General features: G+C 63.9%; 16 protein-coding genes. 8 read left to right on the top strand and 8 right to left on the bottom strand.

From position 1 onward, the window contains the following. Nucleotides 1–249 precede the first annotated feature (249 nt). Nucleotides 250–2,103, top strand: a complete 1,854-nt coding sequence (locus tag ACF8FG_RS10415; protein ID WP_318077467.1) for a sigma-54-dependent Fis family transcriptional regulator — start codon at nt 250–252, stop codon at nt 2,101–2,103. Between the two features lie 90 nt (nt 2,104–2,193). Here the strand turns inward: ACF8FG_RS10415 and accC are convergent, their stop codons facing one another. The 6 genes from accC to ACF8FG_RS10445 all read right to left on the bottom strand — a co-directional run bounded on the left by accC (nt 2,194) and on the right by ACF8FG_RS10445 (nt 10,187). After that, entirely contained in the window at nt 2,194–3,549 is a 1,356-nt protein-coding gene (gene accC / locus ACF8FG_RS10420; protein ID WP_003255333.1) for an acetyl-CoA carboxylase biotin carboxylase subunit, read from the bottom strand. A 17-nt stretch (nt 3,550–3,566) separates the two neighbouring features. Then, complete coding sequence (gene accB, locus ACF8FG_RS10425; RefSeq protein ID WP_014589546.1) at nt 3,567–4,028, bottom strand: acetyl-CoA carboxylase biotin carboxyl carrier protein; 462 nt, start codon at nt 4,026–4,028, stop codon at nt 3,567–3,569. A 99-nt stretch (nt 4,029–4,127) separates the two neighbouring features. Next, the gene (gene aroQ / locus ACF8FG_RS10430) at nt 4,128–4,583 is read right to left on the bottom strand and encodes a type II 3-dehydroquinate dehydratase (RefSeq protein WP_010951834.1); all 456 of its coding nucleotides are present in this window, start codon (nt 4,581–4,583) and stop codon (nt 4,128–4,130) included. Between the two features lie 179 nt (nt 4,584–4,762). After that, nucleotides 4,763–6,535: a protein-disulfide reductase DsbD gene (locus tag ACF8FG_RS10435; protein WP_014589547.1), complete on the bottom strand. Its 1,773-nt coding sequence runs from the start codon at nt 6,533–6,535 to the stop codon at nt 4,763–4,765. Nucleotides 6,536–6,723: 188 nt separating this feature from the next. Continuing rightward, nucleotides 6,724–8,685 carry a methyl-accepting chemotaxis protein gene (locus tag ACF8FG_RS10440; protein ID WP_014589548.1) on the bottom strand — a complete coding sequence of 654 codons (1,962 nt, stop codon included), beginning with the start codon at nt 8,683–8,685 and terminating at the stop codon, nt 6,724–6,726. Between the two features lie 146 nt (nt 8,686–8,831). Beyond that, on the bottom strand, nt 8,832–10,187 hold the full coding sequence (locus tag ACF8FG_RS10445; RefSeq protein WP_014589549.1) for a diguanylate cyclase: 1,356 nt from the start codon (nt 10,185–10,187) through the stop codon (nt 8,832–8,834). A 248-nt stretch (nt 10,188–10,435) separates the two neighbouring features. Between ACF8FG_RS10445 and ACF8FG_RS10450 the strand changes: the two genes are divergently transcribed. The 5 genes from ACF8FG_RS10450 to ACF8FG_RS10470 all read left to right on the top strand — a co-directional run bounded on the left by ACF8FG_RS10450 (nt 10,436) and on the right by ACF8FG_RS10470 (nt 15,425). After that, nucleotides 10,436–11,503: a DUF2333 family protein gene (locus tag ACF8FG_RS10450; RefSeq protein WP_014589550.1), complete on the top strand. Its 1,068-nt coding sequence runs from the start codon at nt 10,436–10,438 to the stop codon at nt 11,501–11,503. A gap of 2 nt (nt 11,504–11,505) precedes the next feature. Further along, the gene (locus ACF8FG_RS10455; RefSeq protein WP_014589551.1) at nt 11,506–12,042 is read left to right on the top strand and encodes an NUDIX hydrolase; all 537 of its coding nucleotides are present in this window, start codon (nt 11,506–11,508) and stop codon (nt 12,040–12,042) included. Nucleotides 12,043–12,325: 283 nt separating this feature from the next. Further along, complete coding sequence (locus ACF8FG_RS10460) at nt 12,326–12,697, top strand: translation initiation factor Sui1 (RefSeq protein ID WP_003255318.1); 372 nt, start codon at nt 12,326–12,328, stop codon at nt 12,695–12,697. A 150-nt stretch (nt 12,698–12,847) separates the two neighbouring features. Then, nucleotides 12,848–14,761 carry an arginine decarboxylase gene (gene speA / locus ACF8FG_RS10465; protein ID WP_010951840.1) on the top strand — a complete coding sequence of 638 codons (1,914 nt, stop codon included), beginning with the start codon at nt 12,848–12,850 and terminating at the stop codon, nt 14,759–14,761. A 208-nt stretch (nt 14,762–14,969) separates the two neighbouring features. Further along, nucleotides 14,970–15,425 carry a transposase gene (locus ACF8FG_RS10470; protein ID WP_053868082.1) on the top strand — a complete coding sequence of 152 codons (456 nt, stop codon included), beginning with the start codon at nt 14,970–14,972 and terminating at the stop codon, nt 15,423–15,425. A gap of 73 nt (nt 15,426–15,498) precedes the next feature. Here ACF8FG_RS10470 and ACF8FG_RS10475 read toward each other — a convergent pair whose 3' ends face one another. Next, nucleotides 15,499–16,836 (bottom strand): MATE family efflux transporter, encoded by a 1,338-nt coding sequence (locus ACF8FG_RS10475; RefSeq protein WP_014589553.1) that lies wholly within the window; start codon nt 16,834–16,836, stop codon nt 15,499–15,501. Between the two features lie 277 nt (nt 16,837–17,113). Here ACF8FG_RS10475 and ACF8FG_RS10480 point away from each other — a divergent pair, with 277 nt between their 5' ends. Beyond that, nucleotides 17,114–22,009, top strand: a complete 4,896-nt coding sequence (locus ACF8FG_RS10480) for an alpha-2-macroglobulin (RefSeq protein WP_318081903.1) — start codon at nt 17,114–17,116, stop codon at nt 22,007–22,009. 152 nt (nt 22,010–22,161) lie between these two features. Here the strand turns inward: ACF8FG_RS10480 and ACF8FG_RS10485 are convergent, their stop codons facing one another. Next, nucleotides 22,162–22,455: a hypothetical protein gene (locus ACF8FG_RS10485; RefSeq protein ID WP_004577004.1), complete on the bottom strand. Its 294-nt coding sequence runs from the start codon at nt 22,453–22,455 to the stop codon at nt 22,162–22,164. 77 nt (nt 22,456–22,532) lie between these two features. Between ACF8FG_RS10485 and pbpC the strand changes: the two genes are divergently transcribed. After that, nucleotides 22,533–24,887 (top strand): peptidoglycan glycosyltransferase PbpC, encoded by a 2,355-nt coding sequence (gene pbpC / locus ACF8FG_RS10490; protein ID WP_392518765.1) that lies wholly within the window; start codon nt 22,533–22,535, stop codon nt 24,885–24,887. Nucleotides 24,888–24,973 lie beyond the last annotated feature (86 nt).

A 24,973-nucleotide genomic window follows, 5' to 3' on the forward strand; every position in this document is an offset into this window, starting at 1 on the left:
GCAAGCGGGGTGCCAGCTTTCTTCGCGATGGCTGAAGTAGCCGGGCTAGAGGGCTCTGGTCGTGTTCGGGCAGGTTTTCACGGGTAGGGTGGAGAGACGCCGGGTGCCAGCGCCGGGCCTGCTTAGCCGAGACACTGAGACGCTGCGTCTCAAGCCAGCCGGTAATCACACAGTGCTTGTCGGGGCATGCCCAGAGGCGCTTAATGGCCGTACAACGATAAAAACAGTAACGAGAACCGGAGGGCCTGAATGCTTGCCGCGAACTCCCGAGCCCATGTGGACTGCGTCAGCAGGGTGTTGAAGAATGCCGACCACCTGCCGCAGGCGCCGGTACCACCGCTGATCCTCGATTCATGGCGCCGCTCCATGGATGTGTACCGCCTCGATCCCGGTTCCCAGCAGGGGCCGCGTATCCTTTCCCAAAGCCTGCTCAACGAATGCCGCGAACGCGCCGAGCTGTTCCTGCGCATCGCCAGCGATGCCGTGGCGCGCTTGCATGAGCGGGTGCGCGGCGCTGACTACTGCGTGCTGCTTACCGATGCCCAGGGGCGCACCATCGATTACCGGGTCGAGTCGGCCATCCGCAACGACTGTCGCAAGGCCGGGCTGTATCTGGGGACCTGCTGGTCGGAGGGCGAGGAGGGCACATGCGGCGTGGCGGCGGTGCTGACCAGCAAGGCACCGGTCACGGTGCACAAGCGCGATCACTTTCGCGCCGCCTTCATCGGCCTGACCTGCACAGCGGCGCCGGTGTTCGACCCGTTGGGCGAGTTGTTGGGCGTGGTCGATGTGTCGGCCTTGCAGTCGCCGGACGATCGGCGCAGCCAGCACCTGATCCGCCAACTGGTCGAGCAAACGGCCCGCGAGATCGAAAACGCCTTCTTCATGCACAGCGCCCAAGGCCACTGGGTGATGCGCGCCCATGGTACGCCGGGCTATGTGGAGAGCCAGCCCGATTACCTGCTGGCCTGGGATGCCGATGGCCGCTTGCAGGCGATCAACAGCCTGGCGCGGCAACGCTTGGTGGAACGCCTGGGGCGCTTGCCCGAGCATATTGGCGAACTGTTCGACATCGACCAACTGCGCCGGGTGAGCGCGTCGTCCGCCCAGCGTCTGCCTGGTCTGGGCGGTTTGTATGGACGGGTCAGCGCACCACAGCAACGCCAGCGTGCGCAGCCTTTGCGACAGGCCCAGGACACCCGTATCGAGCAGCACCTGCGGTTGGCCACGCGGGTCAAGGACTGCAACCTGGCGGTGCTGGTACTGGGTGAGACCGGGGCCGGCAAGGAGGTATTCGCCCGCCAGCTGCACCAGCAAAGCCAGCGCTGTGATGGCCCGTTCGTTACCCTGAACTGCGCGGCCATTCCGGAAACCCTGATCGAGAGCGAGTTGTTCGGCTATGTGGCCGGGGCCTTCACCGGGGCTTCCAGCAAAGGCATGCAAGGGCTGTTGCAGCAGGCCGATGGCGGCACGCTGTTCCTCGACGAGATCGGGGACATGCCGCTGAACCTGCAAACCCGCCTGCTGCGGGTGCTGGCGGAGGGTGAGGTGGCGCCGCTGGGTGCGGCGCGGCGGGAGCGGGTGGATATTCAGGTGATCTGTGCGACCCATCGCGATCTGGCGGCGATGGTGGAGGACGGGCGATTTCGTGAAGACTTGTACTTCCGCCTGGCCAATGCCCGCTTTGAGCTACCCCCTTTGCGTGAGCGTGATGACCGGCTGGGGCTGATTCACCAGTTGCTGGACGAAGAGGCTGCGGCCTGCGGGGTGGATGTGGTGTTGGCGGATGACGCGCTGCAGGCGCTGCTGGTTTATCGCTGGCCGGGCAATTTGCGTCAGCTACGGCAGGTGTTGCGGTATGCCTGTGCGGTGAGTGAAGGCGGGCAGGTGCGGCTGCAGGATCTGCCGCAGGAGGTGCGCGGTGAAGCGGTTGGCTCGGCTGAAAGCGGGGTGTCGTGCCCGGCCCGGCAGCTGTTGCTGGACGCGCTGATTCGCCATCGCTGGAAGCCGGCTGATGCGGCGCGGGCTTTGGGTATTTCGCGGGCGACGCTTTATCGGCGAGTGCATGAGCATCGCATCGACATGCCGCGGATGAAGGGGTAGAGCCCTGGGGCCGCAACGCGGCCCCAGATTCTGGCAGGCAATAAAAAACCCCGGCACAGGGCCGGGGTTCTGGTACATCACACTACACGATCACTCCTGGTTGGCCAGTTTGTGCTCGAGGTAGTGAATGTTGACGCCGCCTTTGCAGAAGCCTTCATCACGCACCAGGTCGCGGTGCAGCGGGATGTTGGTCTTGATGCCGTCGACGACGATCTCGTCCAGGGCATTGCGCATGCGCGCCATGGCTTCGTCGCGGTCCTTGCCGTAGGTGATCAGCTTGCCGATCAGCGAGTCGTAGTTCGGCGGAACCGAATAACCGCTGTACAGGTGCGAATCGACGCGTACGCCGTTGCCGCCCGGGGCGTGGAAGTGCTTCACCTTGCCTGGGCTCGGGATGAACTTCTTCGGGTCTTCGGCGTTGATCCGGCACTCCAGCGAGTGGCCACGGATCACCACGTCTTCCTGGCGGAACGACAGCTTGTTGCCCGCGGCGATGCTCAGCATCTCCTTGACGATGTCGATGCCAGTGACCATCTCCGACACCGGGTGCTCAACCTGCACACGGGTGTTCATCTCGATGAAGTAGAAGCGGCCGTTTTCGTACAGGAACTCGAAAGTACCGGCACCACGGTAGCCGATCTCGATGCACGCATCGACGCAGCGCTTGAACACTTCCTGACGGGCTTTCTCATCGATGCCCGGGGCTGGTGCTTCTTCCAGGACCTTCTGGTGACGGCGCTGCAGCGAGCAGTCACGGTCGCCCAGGTGAATGGCGTTGCCCTGGCCGTCGGACAGTACCTGTACTTCCACGTGACGTGGGTTGGTCAGGAACTTCTCCAGGTAAACCATCGGGTTGCCGAAGGCAGCACCGGCTTCGGTACGGGTGAGCTTGGCCGAGGAAATCAGGTCCTCTTCCTTGTGCACCACGCGCATGCCGCGACCACCGCCACCACCGGCGGCCTTGATGATCACCGGGTAGCCGACGTCGCGGGCAATCGCCAGGGCAACTTCTTCGTCTTCTGGCAGTGGGCCATCGGAGCCCGGTACGGTCGGTACGCCCGACTTGATCATCGCGTCCTTGGCCGAAACCTTGTCGCCCATCAGGCGAATGGTGTCGGCTTTCGGGCCGATGAAGGCGAAACCGGATTTTTCCACCTGTTCGGCGAAGTCGGCGTTTTCCGCCAGGAAGCCGTAACCCGGGTGAATCGCAGTGGCGCCAGTCACTTCGGCGGCAGCGATGATCGCCGGGATATGCAGGTAGGAATCCTTGGACGATGCAGGGCCGATGCAGACCGACTCGTCTGCCAGGCCCAGGTGCATCAGTTCACGGTCGGCAGTGGAGTGCACGGCGACGGTCTTGATACCCAGCTCTTTGCAGGCACGCAGGATCCGCAGGGCAATTTCCCCGCGGTTGGCGATCAGGACTTTTTCGAGCTTCCCAGACATCGTTGGCTCTCCGCGATTCAAACGATGGTGAACAGCGGCTGGTCGAACTCAACCGGCTGGCCGTCTTCTACCAGGATGGCGTCGATGACACCGCCAACATCGGCTTCGATGTGGTTCATCATCTTCATGGCTTCGACGATGCACAGGGTGTCGCCTTTCTTCACGGACTGGCCAACTTCAGCGAAGTTAGGCGAGGTCGGCGAAGGCTTGCGGTAGAAGGTACCTACCATTGGCGAACGGACCACGGTGCCTTTCAGGGCCGGGGCGGCAGCAGCGGCTTCGGCGGCTGGCGCAGCAGCGGCAACCGGCGCAGCGGCAGGGGCGGCAGCCATAGGCGCCGGTGCGTAGAACTGCTGGGCAGCTGGGGTCTTGCTGTGACGGCTGATACGGACCGACTCTTCGCCTTCCTTGATCTCCAGTTCGTCGATGCCAGACTCTTCCAGCAGCTCGATCAGTTTCTTGACTTTACGGATATCCATTAATCATCAACTCCCAAAGGTTCGGTCAGGGGGCGAAATACAAAAAACGTATCTGAAACGTTTCTCTCGAACCCCGGCCCACTTAGGCCAGGGTTTTCATCATTTGGGCTGTGCGTTGGCAGCCAGTTGTTCCAGCGCGGACTCCAGGGCCAGGCGATAACCGCTGGCGCCCAGACCGCAGATCACCCCTACGGCAACATCGGAAAAGTAGGAGTGGTGACGGAACGGTTCGCGTTTGTGCACGTTGGACAGGTGCACTTCGATGAATGGGATGCTCACCGCAAGCAATGCGTCACGTAATGCGACGCTTGTGTGGGTGAAAGCAGCCGGATTGATCAGGATGAAGTCCACACCCTCGTTGCGTGCGGCATGAATGCGGTCGATCAGTTCGTATTCGGCATTGCTCTGCAGGTACAGCAGATGGTGGCCTGCGGCGCGGGCACGTTGCTCCAGGTCCTGGTTGATCTGAGCCAGGGTCACGGCGCCATAGTGGCCTGGCTCGCGAGTACCGAGCAGGTTGAGGTTTGGGCCGTGGAGCACCAGTAGCGTTGCCATCTGCGGATTCCTTGGATTTGTAGGGCAATTCGACACAGCGCGGCGAGTGTGCCGTAAAGCAACGGCAAGTGTCCAGTTCCCGGCAATAGCCAGCACGATGTCCGAGGTTCGCGCGAAGTATGTGACCGAATAATTAAATCCGGTCACTCATTTCAGGATTTTTCCGGGCTCGCGGGAAGTTATAGACCGACTTTGCCGCGCACGCGCGTCAGAATCTGCGCAAATTCACCGGCATTTATCTCGCCAATCACCCGATCAGCGGTAATTTCGCTGCCGTTCGCAGCAAAAAACAGCAGGGCGGGTGGGCCGAACAGCTGGTAGCGGTCGAGCAGCGTGCGTTGCTCGGCATTACTGTCGGTGATGTCGAACCGCAGCAGTTTGAAGCCGGCCAGTTGTGTTTGCACCTGCGGTGCGTTGAGCACCTCATGCTCGATCACCTTGCAGCTGATGCACCAGTCGGCGTACCAGTCCAGCAGCACTGGTTGGCCGGCGGCCTTGGCTTGCGCCAGGGCTGCGTCCAGAGCATCAGGTGTGGTGATGGTCTGCCAGGCATCGGCTTTTGCTGCCGGCAGGCTGCCGCTGGCGGCCAGTGACGCCCCCGGCAGTGGGCGCAGTGGGTCGCCCTGGCCAGTGAGGGCGCCGTACCAGCAAGCCAGCGCGTACACCAGCAAGGCAAGACCGAGCAGTTGCGCCAGGCGCTGGGCCGTCGTCTTGACGACGAATTCCAGCGCGCCGAGGAACAGTGCCACACCCGCGGCGAGGAAACCGACCAGCAGCAAGGTCACAGGGCCTGGCAGTACACGGCTGAGCAAACCGATGGCCAGCCCCAGCAGCAATACGCCAATGGCGTTTTTCACCGTGTTCATCCATGGGCCGCTTTTGGGCAGCCAGGCCGCGCCACCGGTGGCCACCAGCAGCAGTGGCGCACCCATGCCCAAACCCAGGGTGAACAGCTTGAGCGCGCCACCCAGGGCATCGCCGCTGGCGCTGATATAGAGCAAGGCACCGGCCAGGGGAGCCGATACACACGGAGAAACCAGCAAGCTGGAGAGCACTCCGAGCACAGCTGCGCCCAGCAGCGAGCCGCCGCGGGTGTGGTTGGCGACGTTGTTCAGGCGGTTGCTCAGGGCCTGGGGCAGCCTCAGTTCGAAGAGGCCGAACATGGCCAGGGCGAATACCACGAAAAACAGCGCGAAAGGTACCAGCACCCAGGCAGACTGCAGGCGCGCCTGCAGGTTCAGGCTTGCGCCGAACAGGCCCATCAGTGCGCCGAGCACCGCGAAGCTGGCGGCCATTGGCAGCACGTAGGCCAGCGACAGCGCCAGGCCGCGCACGCCGCCAACCTGGCCGCGCAGCACCACACCGGAAAGGATCGGCAACATCGGCAGGACGCAGGGGGTGAAGGTCAGGCCGACCCCAGCGAGGAAGAACAGCAGCAGCGACTTCCAGTTCCAGCCGTGTTCGCCGGTGGCTGGCGTGTTTGCAGCGCCTTCGCCATCGATACTCAGGCGTGCGGTTTCCGGCGGGTAGCACAAGCCCTTGTCGGCGCAACCCTGATAGCCCACCAGCAGGGTGAAAGCGCGTGGGTCTTTGCGTGGCAACTCGATATCGAGCACGCCGTGGTACACCTCAACGTCGCCGAAGAATTCATCGTGCTTGGCCTCACCCTTGGGGATGTTCGGCGTGCCCAGGGTGATATCGGCCGGTTCCGTGCGGAACTGGAAGCGGTGGCGGTAGAGGTAGTAGCCATCGGTGGCGACGAAGCGCAGCTTGATGGTTTGCGCATCGGCCTGGACCAGGTTGAGCTTGAAGGCCTCGTGTACCGGCAGGAAATCGGCGTTGTTGGCCAGCGAAGCGGCGCCAAGGGTGGCGCTGGGGCGGTTGTCGAGCAGGCCTGCGGCGAAGGCAGGGCTGGCCAGCAGCAGGAACAGCATGAAAAACAGGCGGCGCATGGCGGACTCGCGAGGTGGAACGTGCCCGGCATGATAACGGATGCGCAGGAATAATTGGCCCGAAACAAACGTAGGAGCGGGTTTACCCGCGAAGCGCCGCGCGGGCGGCGCTCGATCTCCCAGACGCAACACATATCACGTCAAACCCTCTTCAGTTGCTACACCTGTCCTGGCGACCACCCGCCGACTCAGACCCTGAACGCTCGCACGGCCCGGTTCAGCTCACCGCCCAGGCTCAGCAGCTGTTCGCCCTGTTCACGCCCCTCGCCAATGCGCTGCAGGTTGTCTTCACCCAACGCGTGAATCCGCTCGCTGTGGTCACGAATCTCGCTCACCGCGCCACTCTGCTGCGCCGTGACATCGGCAATCCGCACCGCCGTATCGGCAATGGTACGAATGGCACAGACAATCTCATCCAGCGCCCCATCCGCCGCCTGGGCTTGGTTGGCCGTGGCCTCGGCATGCTCCAGCTGCGCGCGCATCCCCGCCACCGAACTTCTGGCGGCCTGCTGCAAGCGGTCGATCAACGCCTGGATCTCGCCGGTAGCCCCCGTGGTGCGCTGAGCCAGTGAGCGCACCTCATCGGCGACCACGGCAAAGCCACGGCCCATCTCGCCGGCACGGGCCGCTTCGATCGCGGCATTCAGTGCCAGCAGGTTGGTCTGCTCGGCAATCGCGCGGATCACCGTCAGTACCCCGCCAATGGTGGCCGACTCTTCCGCCAATTGTTCGATCATGCGGGCGTTGCCTTGCACTTCATCGACCAGTTCGCGCAAGCCCGACAGGCTCTGGCCGATTACCGCCTGGCCTTGTTCCACCGCACGCCCGGCATCGCGGCTGGCCTCGGCGGCTGCGCTGGCATCACCAGCCACTTGTTGAATGGTCGCTTCCAGCTCGCCCAAGGCATCGCGGATCTGCCCGGTATCGCCGGCCTGTCGCTCGGCGCCGCCGTGCAGCGCAGCGCTCATGCCGGCCAGGGCGTGGCTGCTGCCGGCGACCTGCTCGGCGTTATGGCGGATGGTGCCGACCAGTTCCACCAGGTACTGACGCAGGCGGTTGAGCGACTCCTGGATGTCGTGCAGTTCGCGGTTGGTCTTGCCAAGGGCGATGGCTTGGGCGAAGTCGCCCTCGGCCCAGCGCGACAGGGCCGGGGCCAGTCCGGTCAGGGTGCGTGCCAGGCGCCGTTGCAGCGTATCGATCAATAGGGCGATCAGCAGGATAAGGCCGATCATCAGGCCTTGGATGATGCGCACCTCGGCAGCGATTTTCGCATGCTGGCCGCGCACTTCGGGTTCCAGCGCGGCGATGGCCTGTTGTACGGCTTCCAGGCGCTGGCCGGTAGTGGCGGCCAGCTCGGCGCGGCGCTCGATCTGTTCGCGGGTGCGTTGCAGTTCGGCCGGGTAGCGGTTGAGCAGGCTTTGCAATTCACGCTTGAGGCCCACGGCAATGTCTTCCTGCTGGGCGCTGCTCTGGGATTCCAGGCCCATCATCGCAGCGAAGTCGTCGGCTCCGGATTCGGCCGTGCGGGTTACGCCGAGCAGTGGCAGGCCGTCGACCGTCTGGGCCTGGGCGCGGATCAGTTGCAGCTCGCGCTCGACCTCGTCGGCCAGCTCCGGGCGGCCGCTGCTGACCAGCTTGTCGCGAGCCAATGACAGCCGCCCCAGGTGCAGGGTGGCGTCGAGCAAGGGCAGCAAGTAGCGATTGGCTTCGGCGTTGCCACTGTCGCGGGCGTAGCTGGCCATCTGCTCGAAGTTCGCCCCCAGCTCCCGCTCGGCTTGCAGCAGCAGGGCCTGTGGGTCGCCGGCCAGCTTGCCGGCGGCCAGCAGTTCGTTGGCGGTGAAGGCCTGCAGGCTATCCAGGCTGGGGCGCAACTTCTCGGCCAGCTCTACCGGCCAGTCCGTCAGTGCGGCCTGCAACTGTTGGTTCGCCTCCATGGCGGCAGCCTGGCGCAAGGCATCGCCGCTGCCCAGATAGGCCTGGATATTGCGCGCTGCCTGGTTCTGGAACTGCTGGGACAGGCCCAGATAGCGCTCCATCAGCTGGTAGGGGCGTTCGAGGGCGCGCTGTGACCACCACAGGGTGACGCCCAAGGCGATACACACGGTCACCAGCAACAGGGTGTTGAAATTGGTCAGCCACTTCAGCCGCATAGCCGCGAACTTCCTGCGCAGGGGAGAGGTAGGCGCCTGAAGTTATTGCGATTTTGTGACGGGGTGATGACGCCAGGGGCTTGGTGTCAGAAAAAAAAGTGGCACAGTGCCTTCATGTGGTGTGGCCGGCACAGTGAGTGCGAATTTCAGGGCTCTACACGAACGACACAATTACGCCCCGCATGCTTGGCCCGGTACAGGGCCTCGTCCGCTGCACTGGCCATGGTCAGTGCATCCAGCCCCTCGTCCAGTTGCACCACCCCTGCACTGAAGGTGCACTGCAAATCCCGCGGCTGCGCCGGGTAGAGAATTTCGGCAAAGCGCCGGCGAATTTCGTCCAGCACCTTGTGTGCGGCATCCAGCGCGGTATTGGGCATGACGATGGCGAACTCCTCGCCACCGTAGCGGCCAATGAAGTCGGTCTTGCGCAAGCGCTGCTTGAGGAATAGGGCAAGGCTCTTGATCACTCGGTCGCCCATGGGGTGGCCGTGGCGGTCGTTGATCTTCTTGAAGTGGTCGATGTCGAGCATGGCGAAGCTCAACGGCTGCTGCTCACGGCGGGCGCGGAAGCTGCAGTCTTCCAGCAGCTGCAGGATATGGGTGTGGTTGTACAGCCCGGTCAGGCTGTCGCGGACCATGCGCGCCTTCAAATGGCGGGCGCGGGCGGCGCGGTTGCGCACGGTAGTGATCAGGTGGCGTGAGCGAAACGGCTTGGTCAAAAAGTCATCACCGCCTTCGCTCATGGCATCCAGTTGCTTGTCCAGGTCGTCCTCGGCAGACAGGTAGATGATCGGCACACTCACATAACGGTCACTGTGGCGGATTACCTTGGCCAGCTCCGGGCCGGTGCAGGCCGGCATGTACAGGTCGAGGATGATCAGGTCGGGCTGGAAGTCGGCAAGCTCGGCCATGGTGCGGATCGGGTCGGTCAGGCTGCGGGTGAGCATGCCGGCGCCGGCCAGTACACGCTCGGTGTACATGGCCTGTGTGCGCGAATCGTCGATGATCAGCACGCGCAACGGGTCGTGCGGGGCGGTGTTGGTCAGTAGTTCGACCTTTTCCAGCAAGCTGGAGGCTTCCAGGCTGCCGGTGAGAAAGTCCTGACCGCCGGCGCGTACTGCGGCAAGGCGGGTAGGGGTGTCGGCTTCGTGATGGCTGAAGAACAGCAACGGAATGGCGCGTGCCAGGCCCTGCTGCACCTGAGCGGCCAGCAGCAAGCCCAGGCCGGCGCCGGTGAAGTCGACATCCATGATGATGGCCGACGGCGGGTACTCGCTGATCGAGGCGAGAAACGCTGCGGCGCTGGGCAACGCTTGCACCACCAGACCAAAGAATTCCAGTTGCTGGGCCAGGCGCTGGGCGCGCTCGTGGTCCTGCAGCAGGATGTACACCGGTTTGCGCACGGGCAGCAGCAGCTGGTCGAGCGGGTCGTCCTTGCGCAGGCCGTTACGCGTCAACTGTTGGACGGGGCACTGCGGGCTCGGCTCGACTGCTTGGCTCATGTCCTGGCTACTTATAGGTTGGGATGTGCTGGGGCAATGATGGCTCTATGCTAGCAGCTCTTTTCACGTGCGTGAGTGCCCTGCGTCAACAAAGCGGGCAGAACGAATATTCAGTTGCTGACTGAATGGTCGCTTATGCGTACGGTGGTGTCTGCTTTATAGTGCAGCCATTAGGGCTTCCCGTGGCACGCTAGCGCAGGCCTGTGGTCAAAGCCCCTGAACCGTCGTGACTGATTAAGGACAAAGCCATGCTGGACTGGAAAAACCGCGAGGCCAAAGCCGAGCCCCGTGAGCGTGTCGACGGGCGCGGCGCTGCCGCCCGTAGCTACCTTGGCGGCCTTTGGAGCCGTGCCCTGGGGACCCTGATCGGGTTGTACCTGCTGGTGTGTATCGGCCTGGGCTGGTACTGGAGCCAGGAGCCTGCTCTGTTCCCGGTGCAGCAAAACGCCCAGGCCGCAGCCGAACGTGCTGGCCAGCAGATGGTGGTGGGCTATACCACCGTCGAAACCCTCAAGACCGTGGCCGGCACCTTGTTGAACAAGCCGGGCGGCTACATTTCCAACGACCGCTTCCCGCCAGGGCTGTGGATGGACAACATGCCAAGCTGGGAATATGGCGTGCTGGTCCAGGTCCGCGACCTGTCCCGTGCCCTGCGTAAAGACTTCGCCCGTTCGCAGTCGCAGTCCACCGAAGACGCCGACCTGGCCAAGGCCGAGCCGCGCTTCAACTTCGACAACAAGAGCTGGATCCTGCCATCGAGCGAGTCGGAGTTCGAAGAGGGCATCAAGTCGCTGACCCGCTACCAGACCCGTCTGGCTGCCGGCGACAAGGGCGCTATCTTCTATACCCGCGCCGACAACCTGAACAACTGGCTGGGTGACGTCGCCACTCGTCTGGGCTCGCTGTCGCAGCGCCTGTCGGCCAGCGTTGGCCGGGTCAAGCTCAACACCACGCTGAAGACCGAGTCGGTCGTTGCCGGCCAGGCGCCGCAGGTGGATGAGGAACTGGTGGAAACCCCATGGCTGCAGATCGACAACGTGTTCTATGAAGCCCGTGGCCAAGCCTGGGCGCTGTCGCACCTGCTGCGTGCCATCGAGGTGGACTTCGCCGACGTGCTGGCGAAGAAGAATGCCACCGTCAGCGTGCGTCAGATCATCCGTGAGCTGGAGGCCTCGCAAGAGTCGCTGTGGAGCCCGATGGTGCTCAACGGCAGTGGCTTCGGCATGTGGGCCAACCACTCGTTGGTCATGGCCAACTACATTTCCCGGGCCAACGCTGCGGTTATCGATCTGCGTCAGCTGCTGTCGCAGGGTTGATGATGGCTATCAGCCCAACCGAGGCCGCCCATCGGGCGGCTTCCGACCGCGAGCTGGTCACCTGGGTGGACGAAACCGACCAGGTACTGGGCGCCTTGCCCCGTGCCGAGCTGCGCGAGCGTGGCCTGATCGGTCGCTGCACGTTCATTCTGCTGTTCAACAGTGCCGGTGAATTGTGTGTACACCGGCGTACGCTGAGCAAGGCGCTGTACCCCGGGTATTGGGATGTGGCGGCGGGCGGCATGGTCACGGCCGGGGAAGCGTATGCCGAGTCGGCCGCGCGCGAGCTGGCCGAAGAGCTGGGCATCGAAGGCGCTGATTTGCGCTTCCACGAGCGGTTCTACTTTGACCAGCCGGATAACCGCTTGTGGTGTGCGGTGTATTCGGCGGTGTCGGATGCACCGTTGCGGTTGCAGCCGGAAGAGGTGATCGAGGCGCGCTTCATCGGTCTGGAACAGGCTGAGCAGGAAAGCCTGAGCAAGCCTTATTGCCCGGACTCGTTGGCGGCGTTGCAGCGCTATAAGGCAAGCCTGAGATAGTCGTTTTGCTGGTACCGGACGCCGTCTCTCACGGGCGCAACGCCGCGCTTGGGGGCTGCACAGTCCCTGTGGGAGCGGGCGCGCCCGCGAATGGTCGCAAAAGATTCGCAAAATGCCGCAATCCTGTACTTAGCAATCGCCGTATTTATCGTTACACTGCGCGCCCTTTTCGGGCTGCCGCAATTCTTGCAGCAGTAGCGCCGCCCCTGCCAGAGTGGGGCTTCGCGGTCGGCCTCCACCCCAAGGCACGACCAGTTTTTGTCCTCAGCACCGAGGAACAAAAGTGGCCAAGAAAGCTTCTTCCTTTTCCGCCCTTGGCGGTCTCGTGTACTCCACCGACGCCGGTCGGCACTGCCCCGACTGTGGCCAGCCGGTGGACGCCTGCACCTGCAAGCAGCAAATCATCCCCGAAGGCGACGGCATTGCCCGCGTGCGCCGCGAAAGCAAAGGCCGTGGCGGCAAGACCGTGACCACCGTCACCGGTGTGCCGCTGCCGCCCGACCAGCTCAAGGAGCTGGCGACCACGCTCAAGCGCCGCTGCGGTACCGGCGGCGCCCTGAAGGACGGGGTTATCGAGATCCAGGGCGACCATGTCGAGCTGTTGATCGGCGAGCTGACCAAACAGGGTTTCAAGGCGAAAAAGTCCGGAGGCTGAGGCCATCGCGCGATTTTTTGCCCAGCGCTTTCTAAACTCGTTCCCGTGGTCAGAGTCTATGCCTGAGCACGGATGAATCGTCATTTTCAGCTTTTACACTCGCCCCGCTGCCTGCGGGCAGTGTCTTCGACTTATCTATAGGGGACTTGAATGTCCGTACGACGCACACGCAAAGACGATGGTAGCCAATGGACCGTGGCCGACAGCCGCAGTGTTTATGGCATCCGCCATTGGGGCGCTGGCTATTTCGCCATCAATGAAGCCGGGCGCGTCGAAGTACGCCCCAACGGCCCTCAAAGCGCTCCGATCGACCTGTTCGAACAGGTCGACGAACTGCGCCAGAGCGGCTTGTCGCTGCCCTTGCTGGTGCGCTTCCCTGACATTTTGCAGGACCGTGTGCGCCAGCTGACCGGTGCGTTCGACGCCAACATCGCGCGCCTGGAATACCAGAGCCAGTACACCGCGTTGTACCCGATCAAGGTCAACCAGCAGGAAGCGGTGGTGGAAAACATCATCGCCACGCAAAACGTTTCCATCGGCCTGGAAGCCGGCTCAAAACCCGAGTTGCTGGCAGTGCTGGCGCTGGCGCCGAAGGGCGGCACCATCGTCTGCAACGGCTACAAGGACCGTGAGTTCATTCGCCTGGCACTGATGGGCCAGAAGCTTGGCCACAATGTGTTCATCGTCATCGAGAAAGAGTCGGAAGTGGCCCTGGTGATCGAAGAGGCAGCCGAGCTCAAGGTGAAACCACAGGTTGGCCTGCGCGTTCGCCTGTCGTCGTTGGCCTCGAGCAAGTGGGCCGACACCGGTGGCGAGAAGTCCAAGTTCGGTTTGTCCGCCGCCCAGTTGCTTTCGGTGGTGCAGCGCTTCCGCGATGCGGGCCTGGATCAGGGCATCCGTCTGCTGCACTTCCATATGGGTTCGCAGATCGCCAACCTGGCTGACTACCAGCACGGTTTCAAGGAAGCCATCCGTTATTACGGCGAACTGCGTGCGTTGGGCCTGCCGGTCGACCACATCGACGTGGGTGGCGGCCTGGGTGTGGACTACGACGGCACCCACTCGCGCAATGCCAGCTCGATCAACTACGACATGGACGACTACGCCGGCGTGGTGGTAGGCATGCTCAAGGAGTTCTGCGACGCGCAGGGCTTGCCGCACCCGCACATCTTCTCCGAGAGTGGCCGTTCGCTGACCGCGCACCACGCCATGCTGGTGATCCAGGTGACCGACGTCGAGAAACACAACGACGACGTACCGACCATCGAGAACAAGGAAGCCCTGCCCGAGACCGTGCAGTGGCTGGTCGACCTGCTTGGCCCGACCGACATCGAGATGGTCACCGAGACCTACTGGCGCGCCACCCACTACATGGGTGATGTGGCCGCGCAGTACGCCGATGGCAAGCTGAGCCTGGGCGAGAAGGCCCTGGCCGAGCAGTGCTATTTCGCCGTGTGCCGCCGCCTGCACAACTCGCTGAAAGCCCGCCAGCGCTCGCACCGCCAGGTGCTGGACGAGCTGAACGACAAGCTGGCCGACAAGTACATCTGCAACTTCTCGGTGTTCCAGAGCCTGCCAGACACCTGGGCCATCGGCCAGGTCCTGCCGATCATCCCGCTGCACCGCCTGGACGAAGAGCCGATGCGGCGTGCGGTATTGCAGGACCTGACTTGCGATTCCGACGGCAAGATCAACCAGTACGTTGACGAGCAGAGCATCGAAACCAGCATGCCGGTGCATGCGGTGAAGGAGGGTGAGGATTACCTGCTGGGCGTGTTCCTGGTGGGTGCCTACCAGGAAATCCTGGGTGACATGCACAACCTGTTCGGTGACACCGACTCGGTGAACATCTACCAGAATGCCGACGGCAGCGTGTACCACGCCGGTATCGAAACCCACGACACCATCGAAGACATGCTGCGCTACGTGCACCTGTCGCCGGAAGAGTTGATGACGCACTACCGCGACAAGGTCGCCAGCGCCAAGATCACTGCGCGTGAACGCACGCAGTACCTGGATGCGTTGCGCCTTGGGTTGACCCGGTCTTCTTACCTGTCGTCGTAATTGCCGGGGCCGCTTTGCGGCCCATCGCGACACAAGGCCGCTCCTACAGAGACCGCGATATCACATGGGGTCGCGATCTCTTGTAGGAGCGGCCTTGCGTCGCGATCTGAGGGCGCAGCCCTCACCGCGTTATACGCGGTAATGATCCGCCTACGGTGCCCGTCATCGCGACACCTACCCTTGAACGCAATGTTCAAAGGAAGTAGACATGGATCGTCACGGCAATCACCGCTTGCGCCAAGGGCGCTTCTCGGAGCCAGGCAGGCTCTACCTGCTAACCACCATCACGCGCGATCGCCTTCCGTTGTTCAAGAACCTCTTGTTTGCGCGGACGGTAATCCAGCAGTTGCGCCTTAGCGATCATGAAGGGGGCTGCCGCTCTCTGGCTTGGGTCTTGATGCCGGATCATCTGCATTGGCTGATCGAACTGGGGCCAACCAGCTTGGGCAATCTCATGTGTGCCTTCAAGTCGCGAAGCAGCTGCGCGCTTTACCGTAAAGGCATTGATCGCCGGCACATCTGGCAACCGGGCTTTTATGACCGGGCATTGCGCAAGGAAGAAGATGTAAAGGCTGCTGCCCGCTACATCATCGCCAACCCGATTCGGGCTGGCCTGGTCCGGCGAGCGGGCGAGTATCCGCATTGGGATTGTGTGTGGCTGTGAGTCAGCAGGTGAGGGCTTTGCCCTCATTTCGCGACACAAGGCCGCTCCTACAGGGGGCCGCGATACCAAGCCGTCATGCGATCCACTCACCCTTCTGCTGCAACCGCCACCCCACCCACCCCAACGTCACCGCCCGCAACCCCATGAACCCAAGAAACGCCATCCACAACCCATGGTTGCCGAACCCGCTCATGCCCACTGCCACCGGCAGCGCAATCAACACCGAAACCAGCATTGCATTACGCATTTCCCCCGCCCGGGTCGCGCCGATGAACAAGCCATCCAGCAAGTAACTCCACACCGCGATCAACGGCAGCAACGCCAGGTAGGGCAAATATGGATAAGCCGCCGCCCGCACACTTTCGATGTCGGTCTGCAAGTCGATGAACAAGTGCCCACCCAGCAGGAACAGCCCGGCAAAGCCCAGGCTGGTGATCAGCGACCAGCCGCAGGCCACCACCAGCGAGCGACGCAGGGTGTCGCGGTTACGGGCGCCAATGGCATGGCCGCACAAGGCCTCCACGGCGTGGGCCAAGCCATCGAGTGCATAAGCAGTCAGCAGCAGGCCGTTGAGCAGCAGAGCGTTGGCCGCCACCGTGGCCTCACCCAGACGCGCGCCCTGCACGGTGATCAGCAGGAACACCAGTTGCAGCGCCAGGCTGCGCAGGAAGATGTCGCGGTTCACCGCCAGCAGAGGCCTCCAGGCCTGCCAGCGCTTGAGCGCTGCCCACATGATCTGCCCCGGGTAGGCCCGCAGGGCCGGGCGGGTCAGGGCCAAACCGAGCAGGGCGGCACTCCATTCGGCAATTACCGACGCCCGCGCCGAGCCCAGTACGCCCCAGTCCAGGCCCAGCACGAACCACAGGTTCAAGGCGATGTTGAGCAGGTTGGTGGTCAGCAGGATTGCCAGTGGCGCCCTGGCGTTCTGCGTGCCGAGGAACCAGCCGACCAGCGCGTAACTGGCCAGCGCCGCAGGCAGGCCAAGCAGGCGGGTATGGAAGAAGTCTTCGGTGGATTGCTGCAGGGCTGCGCTGGGTTGCATCGCATGAAGTGCCAACTGGCTGAAGGGCAGGGCCAGCAGGCCGATCAACAGGGCGAAGCCGACCGCCAGCAGCAGCCCTTGCACCAGTACCTGGCGTAGCGCTGCACCGTCGCCACGGCCGGCAGCCTGGGCAGCGAAGCCGGTGGAACCCATACGCAAGAAGCCCATCAGGCCGACCATGAAGGTGAACAAGGTGGCGCCCACGGCTACGGCGCCCAGTTGGTGGGCGTGCGGGAGATGCCCGATGACCGTGCTGTCGACCAGCGCCACCAGCGGTACCGAGATGTTGGACAGGATCATCGGCGCGGCCAGCGCCCAGACCTTGCGGTGGGTGGGGCGGTGGCGCCAGTCGGCAGCGAGTTGGGGCATGTGCATTCCATGAGATTTTGGGGCCGCTGTGTGCCCCTTCGCGGGCTTGCGCCCCCACAGGAAAGTGTTGCTCTTGCGGCCGGCGCCAAACCTGTGGGAGCGGGCAAGCCCGCGAAGGGGCACACAGCGGCCCCTTTAACGAATGGCCACAGTGTAACGACCAGGCAACCATTTAGCGCGACCATGGTCTGACCTGGCGCGCAACGCCGGGTGCTGCACCTGACGTTGCGCTATAGTTGCTGCCCTCACGTACACGCTGCCCAAGAGTTCCTATCTCATGTTCAACAAAGGATTGTTGCTGGCCTGCGCGCTGGCGTTGCTCAGTGCCTGTGACTCTTCCACGCCGGGCAAACCGGCGCCGGTCGAGAAAACCGTGGCGCCCGCCGAAGCCCCCGCCCCCAAGCGTGAGGACCCTGCCGTGCTCGCCAAGCGCTACGAGGGCCGCGAACTCACGGTGCTGGACGTATCGGAAGTGCAGCTCGATGGCGCAGCAACGCTGTCGATCAGCTTCTCCGTACCGCTGGATGCCAAGCAGGACTTCGCCACCAAGGTGCACCTGGTCGACACCGTCAAGGGTAAGCTCGATGGCGCCTGGGAACTCTCCGACAACCAGATGGAGCTGCGCCTGCGCCACCTGGAGCCGCAGCGCAAGCTGGTGCTGACCGTCGACAAGGGGCTGCTGGCAGTCAACGGCAAGCAGCTGGACAACGAGTCGATCACCCGCCTGGAAACCCGCGACATGCAGCCGACCATCGGCTTTGCCAGCCGCGGCTCGCTGCTGCCTACCCGCCTGGCCGAAGGCCTGCCGGTGATTGCCCTGAACGTCGACAAAGTGGATGTCGAGTTCTTCCGCGTCAAGCCAGACATGCTCTCGACCTTCCTGGCCAACTGGGGACGCAACAGCAGCCTGTACTACTACCAGTCCAAGGAAACCCTGGACATGGCCGAGCTGGTCTACAGCGGCCGCTTCGATCTAAACCCGGCGCGCAACACGCGCGAGACCGTGTTGCTGCCGATTGCCGGCATCAAGCCGTTGCAGGCGCCAGGCGTGTACCTGGCAGTGATGCGCGCCTCGGGTACCTACGATTATTCTCAGCCGGCAACCCTGTTCACCCTCAGCGACATCGGCGTGTCGGCCCACCGCTACCGCGACCGCATTGACGTGTTTGCTCAAGCCCTGGAAGGCGGCAAGGCGCTGAGCGGCGTCAACCTGGAAATCCATGACGAAAAGGGCAAGCTGTTGGCCCAGGCCACCACCGATGGCAAGGGGCATGCCCAGCTGCCGATCACGCCAAAGGCCGATACCCTGATTGCCACCCAGGGCGTGCATACCACGCTGCTGCGCCTGAACACCGCAGCCCTGGACCTGGCCGAGTTCGACATCACCGGGCCTCAGGCCAACCCGCTGCAATTCTTCATCTTCGGCCCGCGTGACCTGTACCGCCCGGGTGAGACGGTGCTGCTCAACGGCCTGCTGCGCGACCAGGACGGCAAGCCGGTCAAAGCCCAGCCGGTGAGCGTGGAAGTGCGTCGCCCGGATGAACAGGTGAGCCGCAAGTTCGTCTGGGAAGCCGACGGCAATGGCTTGTACCAATACCAGTTGCAGCTGGCTACCGAGGCGCCGACTGGCCGTTGGCAACTGCTGCTCGACCTGGGTGGCGGGCGCAAGCAGGTCTATGAATTCCTCGTTGAAGACTTCCTGCCCGAGCGTCTGGCGCTGGAGCTCAAGGGCAGCAGTACACCGCTTTCGCCGGATGAAGATGCGCGTATCCAGGTCAATGGCCGTTACCTCTATGGTGCGCCGGCCGCCGGCAACCGCCTGAGCGGTCAGGCCTATGTACGCCCGCTGCGCGAGGCAGTACCGGCGCTGCCTGGCTACCAGTTCGGCTCGGTCACCGAGACCGATCTGAACCAGGACCTGGAACTGGACGAAGTCACCCTTGACCAGGCCGGCAAGGCGGTGGTCGATATCGAAAGCCGTTGGGCCGAAGCCCGCTCTCCGCTGCAACTGACCGTGCAGGCCAGCCTGCAAGAGTCGGGGGGGCGGCCGATCACCCGGCGCCTGGAGCAGCCTATCTGGCCGGCTGAGCGCCTGCCGGGCCTGCGAGGCCTGTTCGAAGGGGAGGAGACCGATAGCGACGGGCCCGTGGAATTCGAATTCCTGGTGGCCGACCGCGACGGTAACAAACTGGCGGCCGACGCGCTCAAGGTGCGCCTTGTTCGCGAACGCCGCGATTACTACTGGAATTACTCGCAAAGCGACGGCTGGAGCTACGCCTACAACGAGAAGTTCCTGACCCAGAACGAAGAGACGATCAGCGTCAAGGCAGGTTCCACCGCCAAACTCAGCTTCCAGGTTGAGTGGGGCCCGTACCGCGTCGAGGTCGAAGACCCGCAGACCGGCCTGGTGTCCAGTGAGCGCTTCTGGGCCGGCTATCGTGCCCAGGACAACGCTGAGGGCGGCGCGGTGCGGCCGGACCAGGTCAAGCTGGCGCTGGACAAACCCTCCTACACCGATGGCGCTACCGCCAAGGTCACCGTCACCCCGCCCGCTGCGGGCAGCGGCTACCTGATGATCGAGTCCAGCGATGGCCCGCTTTGGTGGCAGGAGATCGATGTGCCCGCCGAGGGCAAGACCTTTGACGTGCAACTGGACAAGGCCTGGGCCCGTCACGATCTGTACGTCAGCGCGCTGGTTATCCGCCCTGGTGAGCGCAAGGCCAATGCCACGCCCAAGCGCGCCGTAGGCGTGCTGCACCTGCCGTTGGACCGCGCCGAGCGCAAGCTTGCGCTGAGCCTGCAGGCGCCGGAGAAAATGCGCCCGAAACAGCCTTTGACAGTGAAGATAAAGGCCGCCAACGCCGATGGCAGTGTGCCCAAGCAGGTGCATGTGTTGTTGTCGGCGGTGGACGTGGGCATCCTCAACATCACCGATTTCAAAACCCCCGACCCCTTCGCCAGCCTGTTCGGGCGCAAGGCCTATGGTGCCGATCAACTGGACATCTACGGCCAGTTGATAGAGGCCGGCCAAGGCCGCCTGGCCAGCCTGGCATTCGGTGGCGATGCAGCGATGGCCAAGGGGGGCAAGCGACCCAACACTACGGTAACCATCGTCGCCCAGCAGAGCCTGCCGGTGACACTGGACGACAAGGGTGAGGGCCAGGCCACTGTCGACATCCCCGACTTCAACGGCGAACTGCGGCTGATGGCCCAGGCCTGGACCGAAGAGCACTTCGGCATGGCCGAAGGCAAGACCGTGGTCGCCGCGCCGTTGATTGCCGAGCTTTCGGCCCCGCGCTTCCTGGCCGGTGGCGACCGTACCAGCCTGGCACTGGACCTGGCCAACCTGTCCGGCCGCGCCCAGCAACTGAGCGTCGAAATCACCACGGATGGGCAACTGAGCCTGGCGGCCAACGCCGTGCAGAGCATTAACCTGGCCGAAGGGCAGCGCTCGACGCTGATGATTCCGGTGCAGGCCCAGGGAGGGCTGGGGCAGGGCAAGGTGCATGTCCGGGTGACGGGCCTGCAACTGCCGAACGAGCCGGTCAATGCGTTCGAACGTGAGTGGACGCTGGGCGTGCGCCCGGCCTACCCGGCAATGCTCAAGCACTACCGTGTGGCCTTGAAGGACCAGCCGTGGACTCTGCCCGAAGCAGACCTGGCCGCCTTCGAACCCGCTGGCCTGGAAGCCAGCCTGGCCTTGTCGAGCCGGCCGCCGCTGAACCTTGCCGAGCAGATTCGCGCGCTACAAGCCTACCCCTACGGCTGCCTCGAACAGACCACCAGTGGCCTGTACCCTTCGCTGTACGCCGATGCCGACAGCCTCAAGCGCCTGGGCATCAAGGGCGAGCCGGCGGATGTGCGCAAGCGCAAGATCGAAATGGGCATCGAGCACCTGCTGGGGATGCAGCGCTACAACGGCAGCTTTGGCCTGTGGAGCTCGGACAGCGAGGAAGAGTACTGGCTGACCGCCTATGTGACCGACTTCCTGCTGCGTGCCCGTGACCAAGGGTATGGCGTACCCGCCGAGGCACTTAAGAAGGCCAGTGAGCGCCTGCTGCGTTACCTGCAGGAACGCAACCTGATCGAAGTCGACTACAGCGAGAATGCCGACCACACGCGCTTTGCCGTGCAGGCCTATGCGGCGCTGGTGCTGTCGCGCAGCCAGCAGGCGCCGTTGGGCGCCCTGCGCGGCCTGTTCGAACGTCGCGCCGATGCCCGCTCCGGTCTGCCGTTGGTACAACTGGCGGTGGCGCTGGACAAAATGGGCGACAAACCGCGTGCCGAGCAAGCCTTGCAGGCGGGCCTGGGCATCAGCCGTGGCAAAGGCTGGCTGGCCGATTACGGCAGCGCCCTGCGTGACCAGGCGCTGATCCTGGCGCTGCTGCAGGAAAGCAACCTGGCCAGCAGCCAGGTCGATCAGCGCCTGTTCGCCTTGTCGGATGAACTGGCGGCCAACCGTTGGCTGTCGACACAAGAGCGCAATGCACTGTTCCTCGCTGGCCGTGGCCTGCTGGGCAAGCCCGAAGGCCAGTGGCAGGCACGCCTGGACAATGCGGGTGAAGTGCGCGAGTTGAACAATGCCGAGGCCGGTATGAAGCTTGAGGGCCCGATGCTGGCTTCACCGCTGAGCGTGCAGAACCAAGGCATTGAGACGCTCTATCAGCAGCTGACCTTGTCCGGATACCCGCGCCAGGCACCTGCGGCAGGCGGCAATGGCATGCAGATTCACAGAGAGTACCTGGGCATGAATGGCCAGCCGCTGGACCTGCACAACCTGCGCAGTGGCGACCTTGTGCTCGTGCACCTGGCGCTCAAGGCTGAGGACCGCGTGCCGGATGCGTTGGTGGTGGACCTGCTGCCGGCAGGCCTGGAGCTGGAAAACCAGAACCTGGCGCAAAGCGCTGCCAGCCTGGACAACGCCAGCAGTGCGGTGAAGGCGTGGCGCGAGTCGATGCAGAATGCCAGCGTGGTGCATCAGGAGTACCGTGATGACCGTTATGTTGCCGCGCTCAAGCTTGACGGCTACGGCACCACTCACCTGCTGTACCTGGCGCGAGCGGTGACCCCGGGCACTTACCGCGTGCCGCCGCCGCAGGTCGAGTCGATGTATCGGCCGAACCTGCAGGCCGTGGGCGATGGGCAGAGGGAGATGACTGTGAAAGCCCGCTAGAGACCCGCTCTACGCGGACAATGTGGGGAGCGGCCATGCGTCGCGACAGGGCTGCACAGCAGCCCCATGGTTTCAGCTTCGCCGCTTGAATTGTCGGGGCCGCTTTGCGGCCCTATCGCGACGCAAGGCCGCTCCCACAAAGACCGCGCAGATCAGTGGATCACCCAGCTCATCACCCACAGCCCCAGCACCAGCCAGATGATCCCGAGGATGATCGAGGCGCGCATGAATGCGCGGATTGCCGAGTACAGCAGCATCAGGCCGATGATCAGGGCCAGGATGCTCAGCAGCGAGGTGTCCATGCCCAAGGTGCGCGACAGGCCATCGATGAAGTTGCCACCGGCATTGGCCAGCAGGTTGAACAGCCCGCTCAATGCGTCGACGATGAAGCGGATCAACGACCCCAGTGCCTGGCCCAGCCACTCGAAAAAACCTTCTACATGCATAGTTGCTTCCTGATGAAAAAATCGGCGAGGTTGTCGTCCCAAAGCCTTTGGCCATTACCTGGCCAGGACGGTTCCCGATGCCAAGCTTAGCGCGACCACGCTGCCGTGCGGGCAGGTTGTTGCGTGCCACGCTGATCAGTCTGCTGGTGCTCGGCGGCCTGTTCTGGCTGGCTGACCGTGTCTGGCCGTTGCCGCTGCCGGGTGACGACCTGGCCCGGGTAGTGCTGGCCGAAGACGGCACGCCGTTGTGGCGCTTTGCCGATGCTGATGGCGTGTGGCGCTACCCCGTAAGCCCTGAAGAGGTTTCGCCGCTTTACCTGCAGGCTTTGCTGACTTACGAGGACCGTTGGTTCTACAACCACCCAGGGGTCAACCCGCTGGCATTGGCCCGCGCGGCCTGGCTGAACCTGCGCGGCGGGCGTGTCGTGTCGGGCGGCAGCACATTGTCGATGCAGGTGGCACGCCTGCTCGACCCGCACGACCGTACCCTGGTCGGCAAACTGCGCCAGCTATGGCGCACCTTGCAGCTGGAATGGCACTTGTCCAAACGCGACATCCTGCAGATCTACCTGAACCGCGCACCTTTTGGCGGCACGCTTCAGGGTGTGGCGGCAGCCAGCTGGGCGTACCTGGGCAAGTCGCCCCTGCACCTGACACCTGCCGAAGCGGCACTGCTGGCCGTGCTGCCCCAGGCACCCAGCCGGCTGCGCCCGGACCGCCACCCCGAGCGTGCCCAGCGTGCCCGGGACAAGGTGCTGCAGCGCCTGGCTGAATACCAGGTATGGCCGACCCGGCAAATTCGCGAGGCAGCCGAGGAGCCGCTGGTGTTGGCGCCACGCCAGGAGCCGGCCCTGGCGCCATTGTTGGCCCGGCGCCTGAACAGCGCTGACAGCCCGCCGCTGATCCGTACCACGCTTGACGCTGCGCTTCAGCGGCGCCTTGAAGACTTGCTGCTGGGCTGGCGCGCACGGCTGCCGGAGCGTACCTCGGCCGCCATTCTGGTGGTCGAAGCGCAGAGCATGGCGGTGCGCGCGTACCTGGGCTCGATAGATTTGTCTGATGAGCGCCGCTTTGGCCATGTCGACATGGTGCGCTCGTTACGTTCGCCCGGCTCCACCCTCAAGCCGTTTCTTTACGGCATGGCGCTGGACGATGGCCTGATCCATTCCGAATCGCTGTTGCAGGATGTTCCACGACGCTATGGCGACTATCGCCCTGGCAACTTCTCCATGGGTTTCAGTGGGCCGGTGTCGGCCAGCTCGGCGCTGGCCCTGTCGCTCAACCTGCCCGCCGTGCAATTGCTGGAGGCCTACGGCCCGAAACGCTTTGCCGCACAACTGCGCATGGCAGGCATGCCGTTGATACTTCCCCCCCTTGCCGAGCCCAACCTGTCGTTGATCCTGGGCGGTGCCGGCAGCCGGCTGGAGGACCTGGTCGGCGGCTACGCGGCGCTGGCGCGAGGTGGCAACAGTGCGCAGGTGCGCTTGCAGCCACAGGCCCCCTTGGTGGAGCACCGGTTGCTGTCACCGGGGGCGGCGTGGATCATCCGGCGTATCCTCAGTGGCCAGGCGCGCCCGGACCGCGACCCGCACGCCGAACTTGTGCAGCGCCCGCTACTGGCCTGGAAGACCGGCACCAGCTACGGCTTTCGCGATGCCTGGTCGATTGGTGTTGGGCCGCGTTACCTGATCGGTGTATGGATTGGCCGCCCCGACGGTACACCGGTGCCTGGGCAGTTCGGCCTGGCGTCGGCGGCGCCGCTGATGTTGCAGGTGCACGATCTGTTGAGCAATCGCGACAGCCAACGCGGCATCAGCGTTCCGGTAGCGCCGGTACCTGCGAATATCGGCGTTGCGGCGATCTGTTGGCCGCTGGGCCAGCCGATGAGCAAGCAGGACACCAACTGTCGGCGTCAGCGCTTTGCATGGACCCTGGACGGCACCACGCCACCAACCTTGCAGGCAGCCGACCAGCCGCTGAGCCTGGGCTTGCGCGAAAAAGTGTGGGTCAACGAGCAGGGCTTGCGGGTCGATGGTAGCTGCCCGGGCGCCAAGGCGCGTGACATCGCCCTGTGGCCGGCGCCGCTGGAGCCTTGGCTACCCCGTGTCGAGCGGCGCATGGCGCGTTTGCCAGCCATCGACCCGGCCTGCCCGCCGCAGGCGCCGGCCAGTGCACCACCGCTGTCGATTGTCGGCGTGCGCCCAGGCGACAATCTGCGCCGCCCGGCCACCAACACTGAACCGTTGCAATTGCAGGTCTCTGCCTTGGGGGGTGGTGGACGGCGCTGGTGGTTTCTCAACGGCCAGCCGTTGGGGGAAACCCAGGGGCAGGACAGCCTGTTGCTGCGTTTGCCACAGGTCGGGCAGGCCGAACTCAGCGCGCTGGACGAAAGCGGTCAGACGGCGCGGGTGGCGTTCCAGGTCAGTGAGTAGGTGTTCGACGACAGCCGGGCCAGCACCTACGCTTGCAAGTGACGGGTGTGACCGGCTGGTGCCCCGCAACCCATGGGAACATGGAG

This window comes from Pseudomonas sp. YQ_6 (assembly GCF_043103245.1).
In the GTDB taxonomy this organism is placed as follows: domain Bacteria; phylum Pseudomonadota; class Gammaproteobacteria; order Pseudomonadales; family Pseudomonadaceae; genus Aquipseudomonas; species Aquipseudomonas alloputida.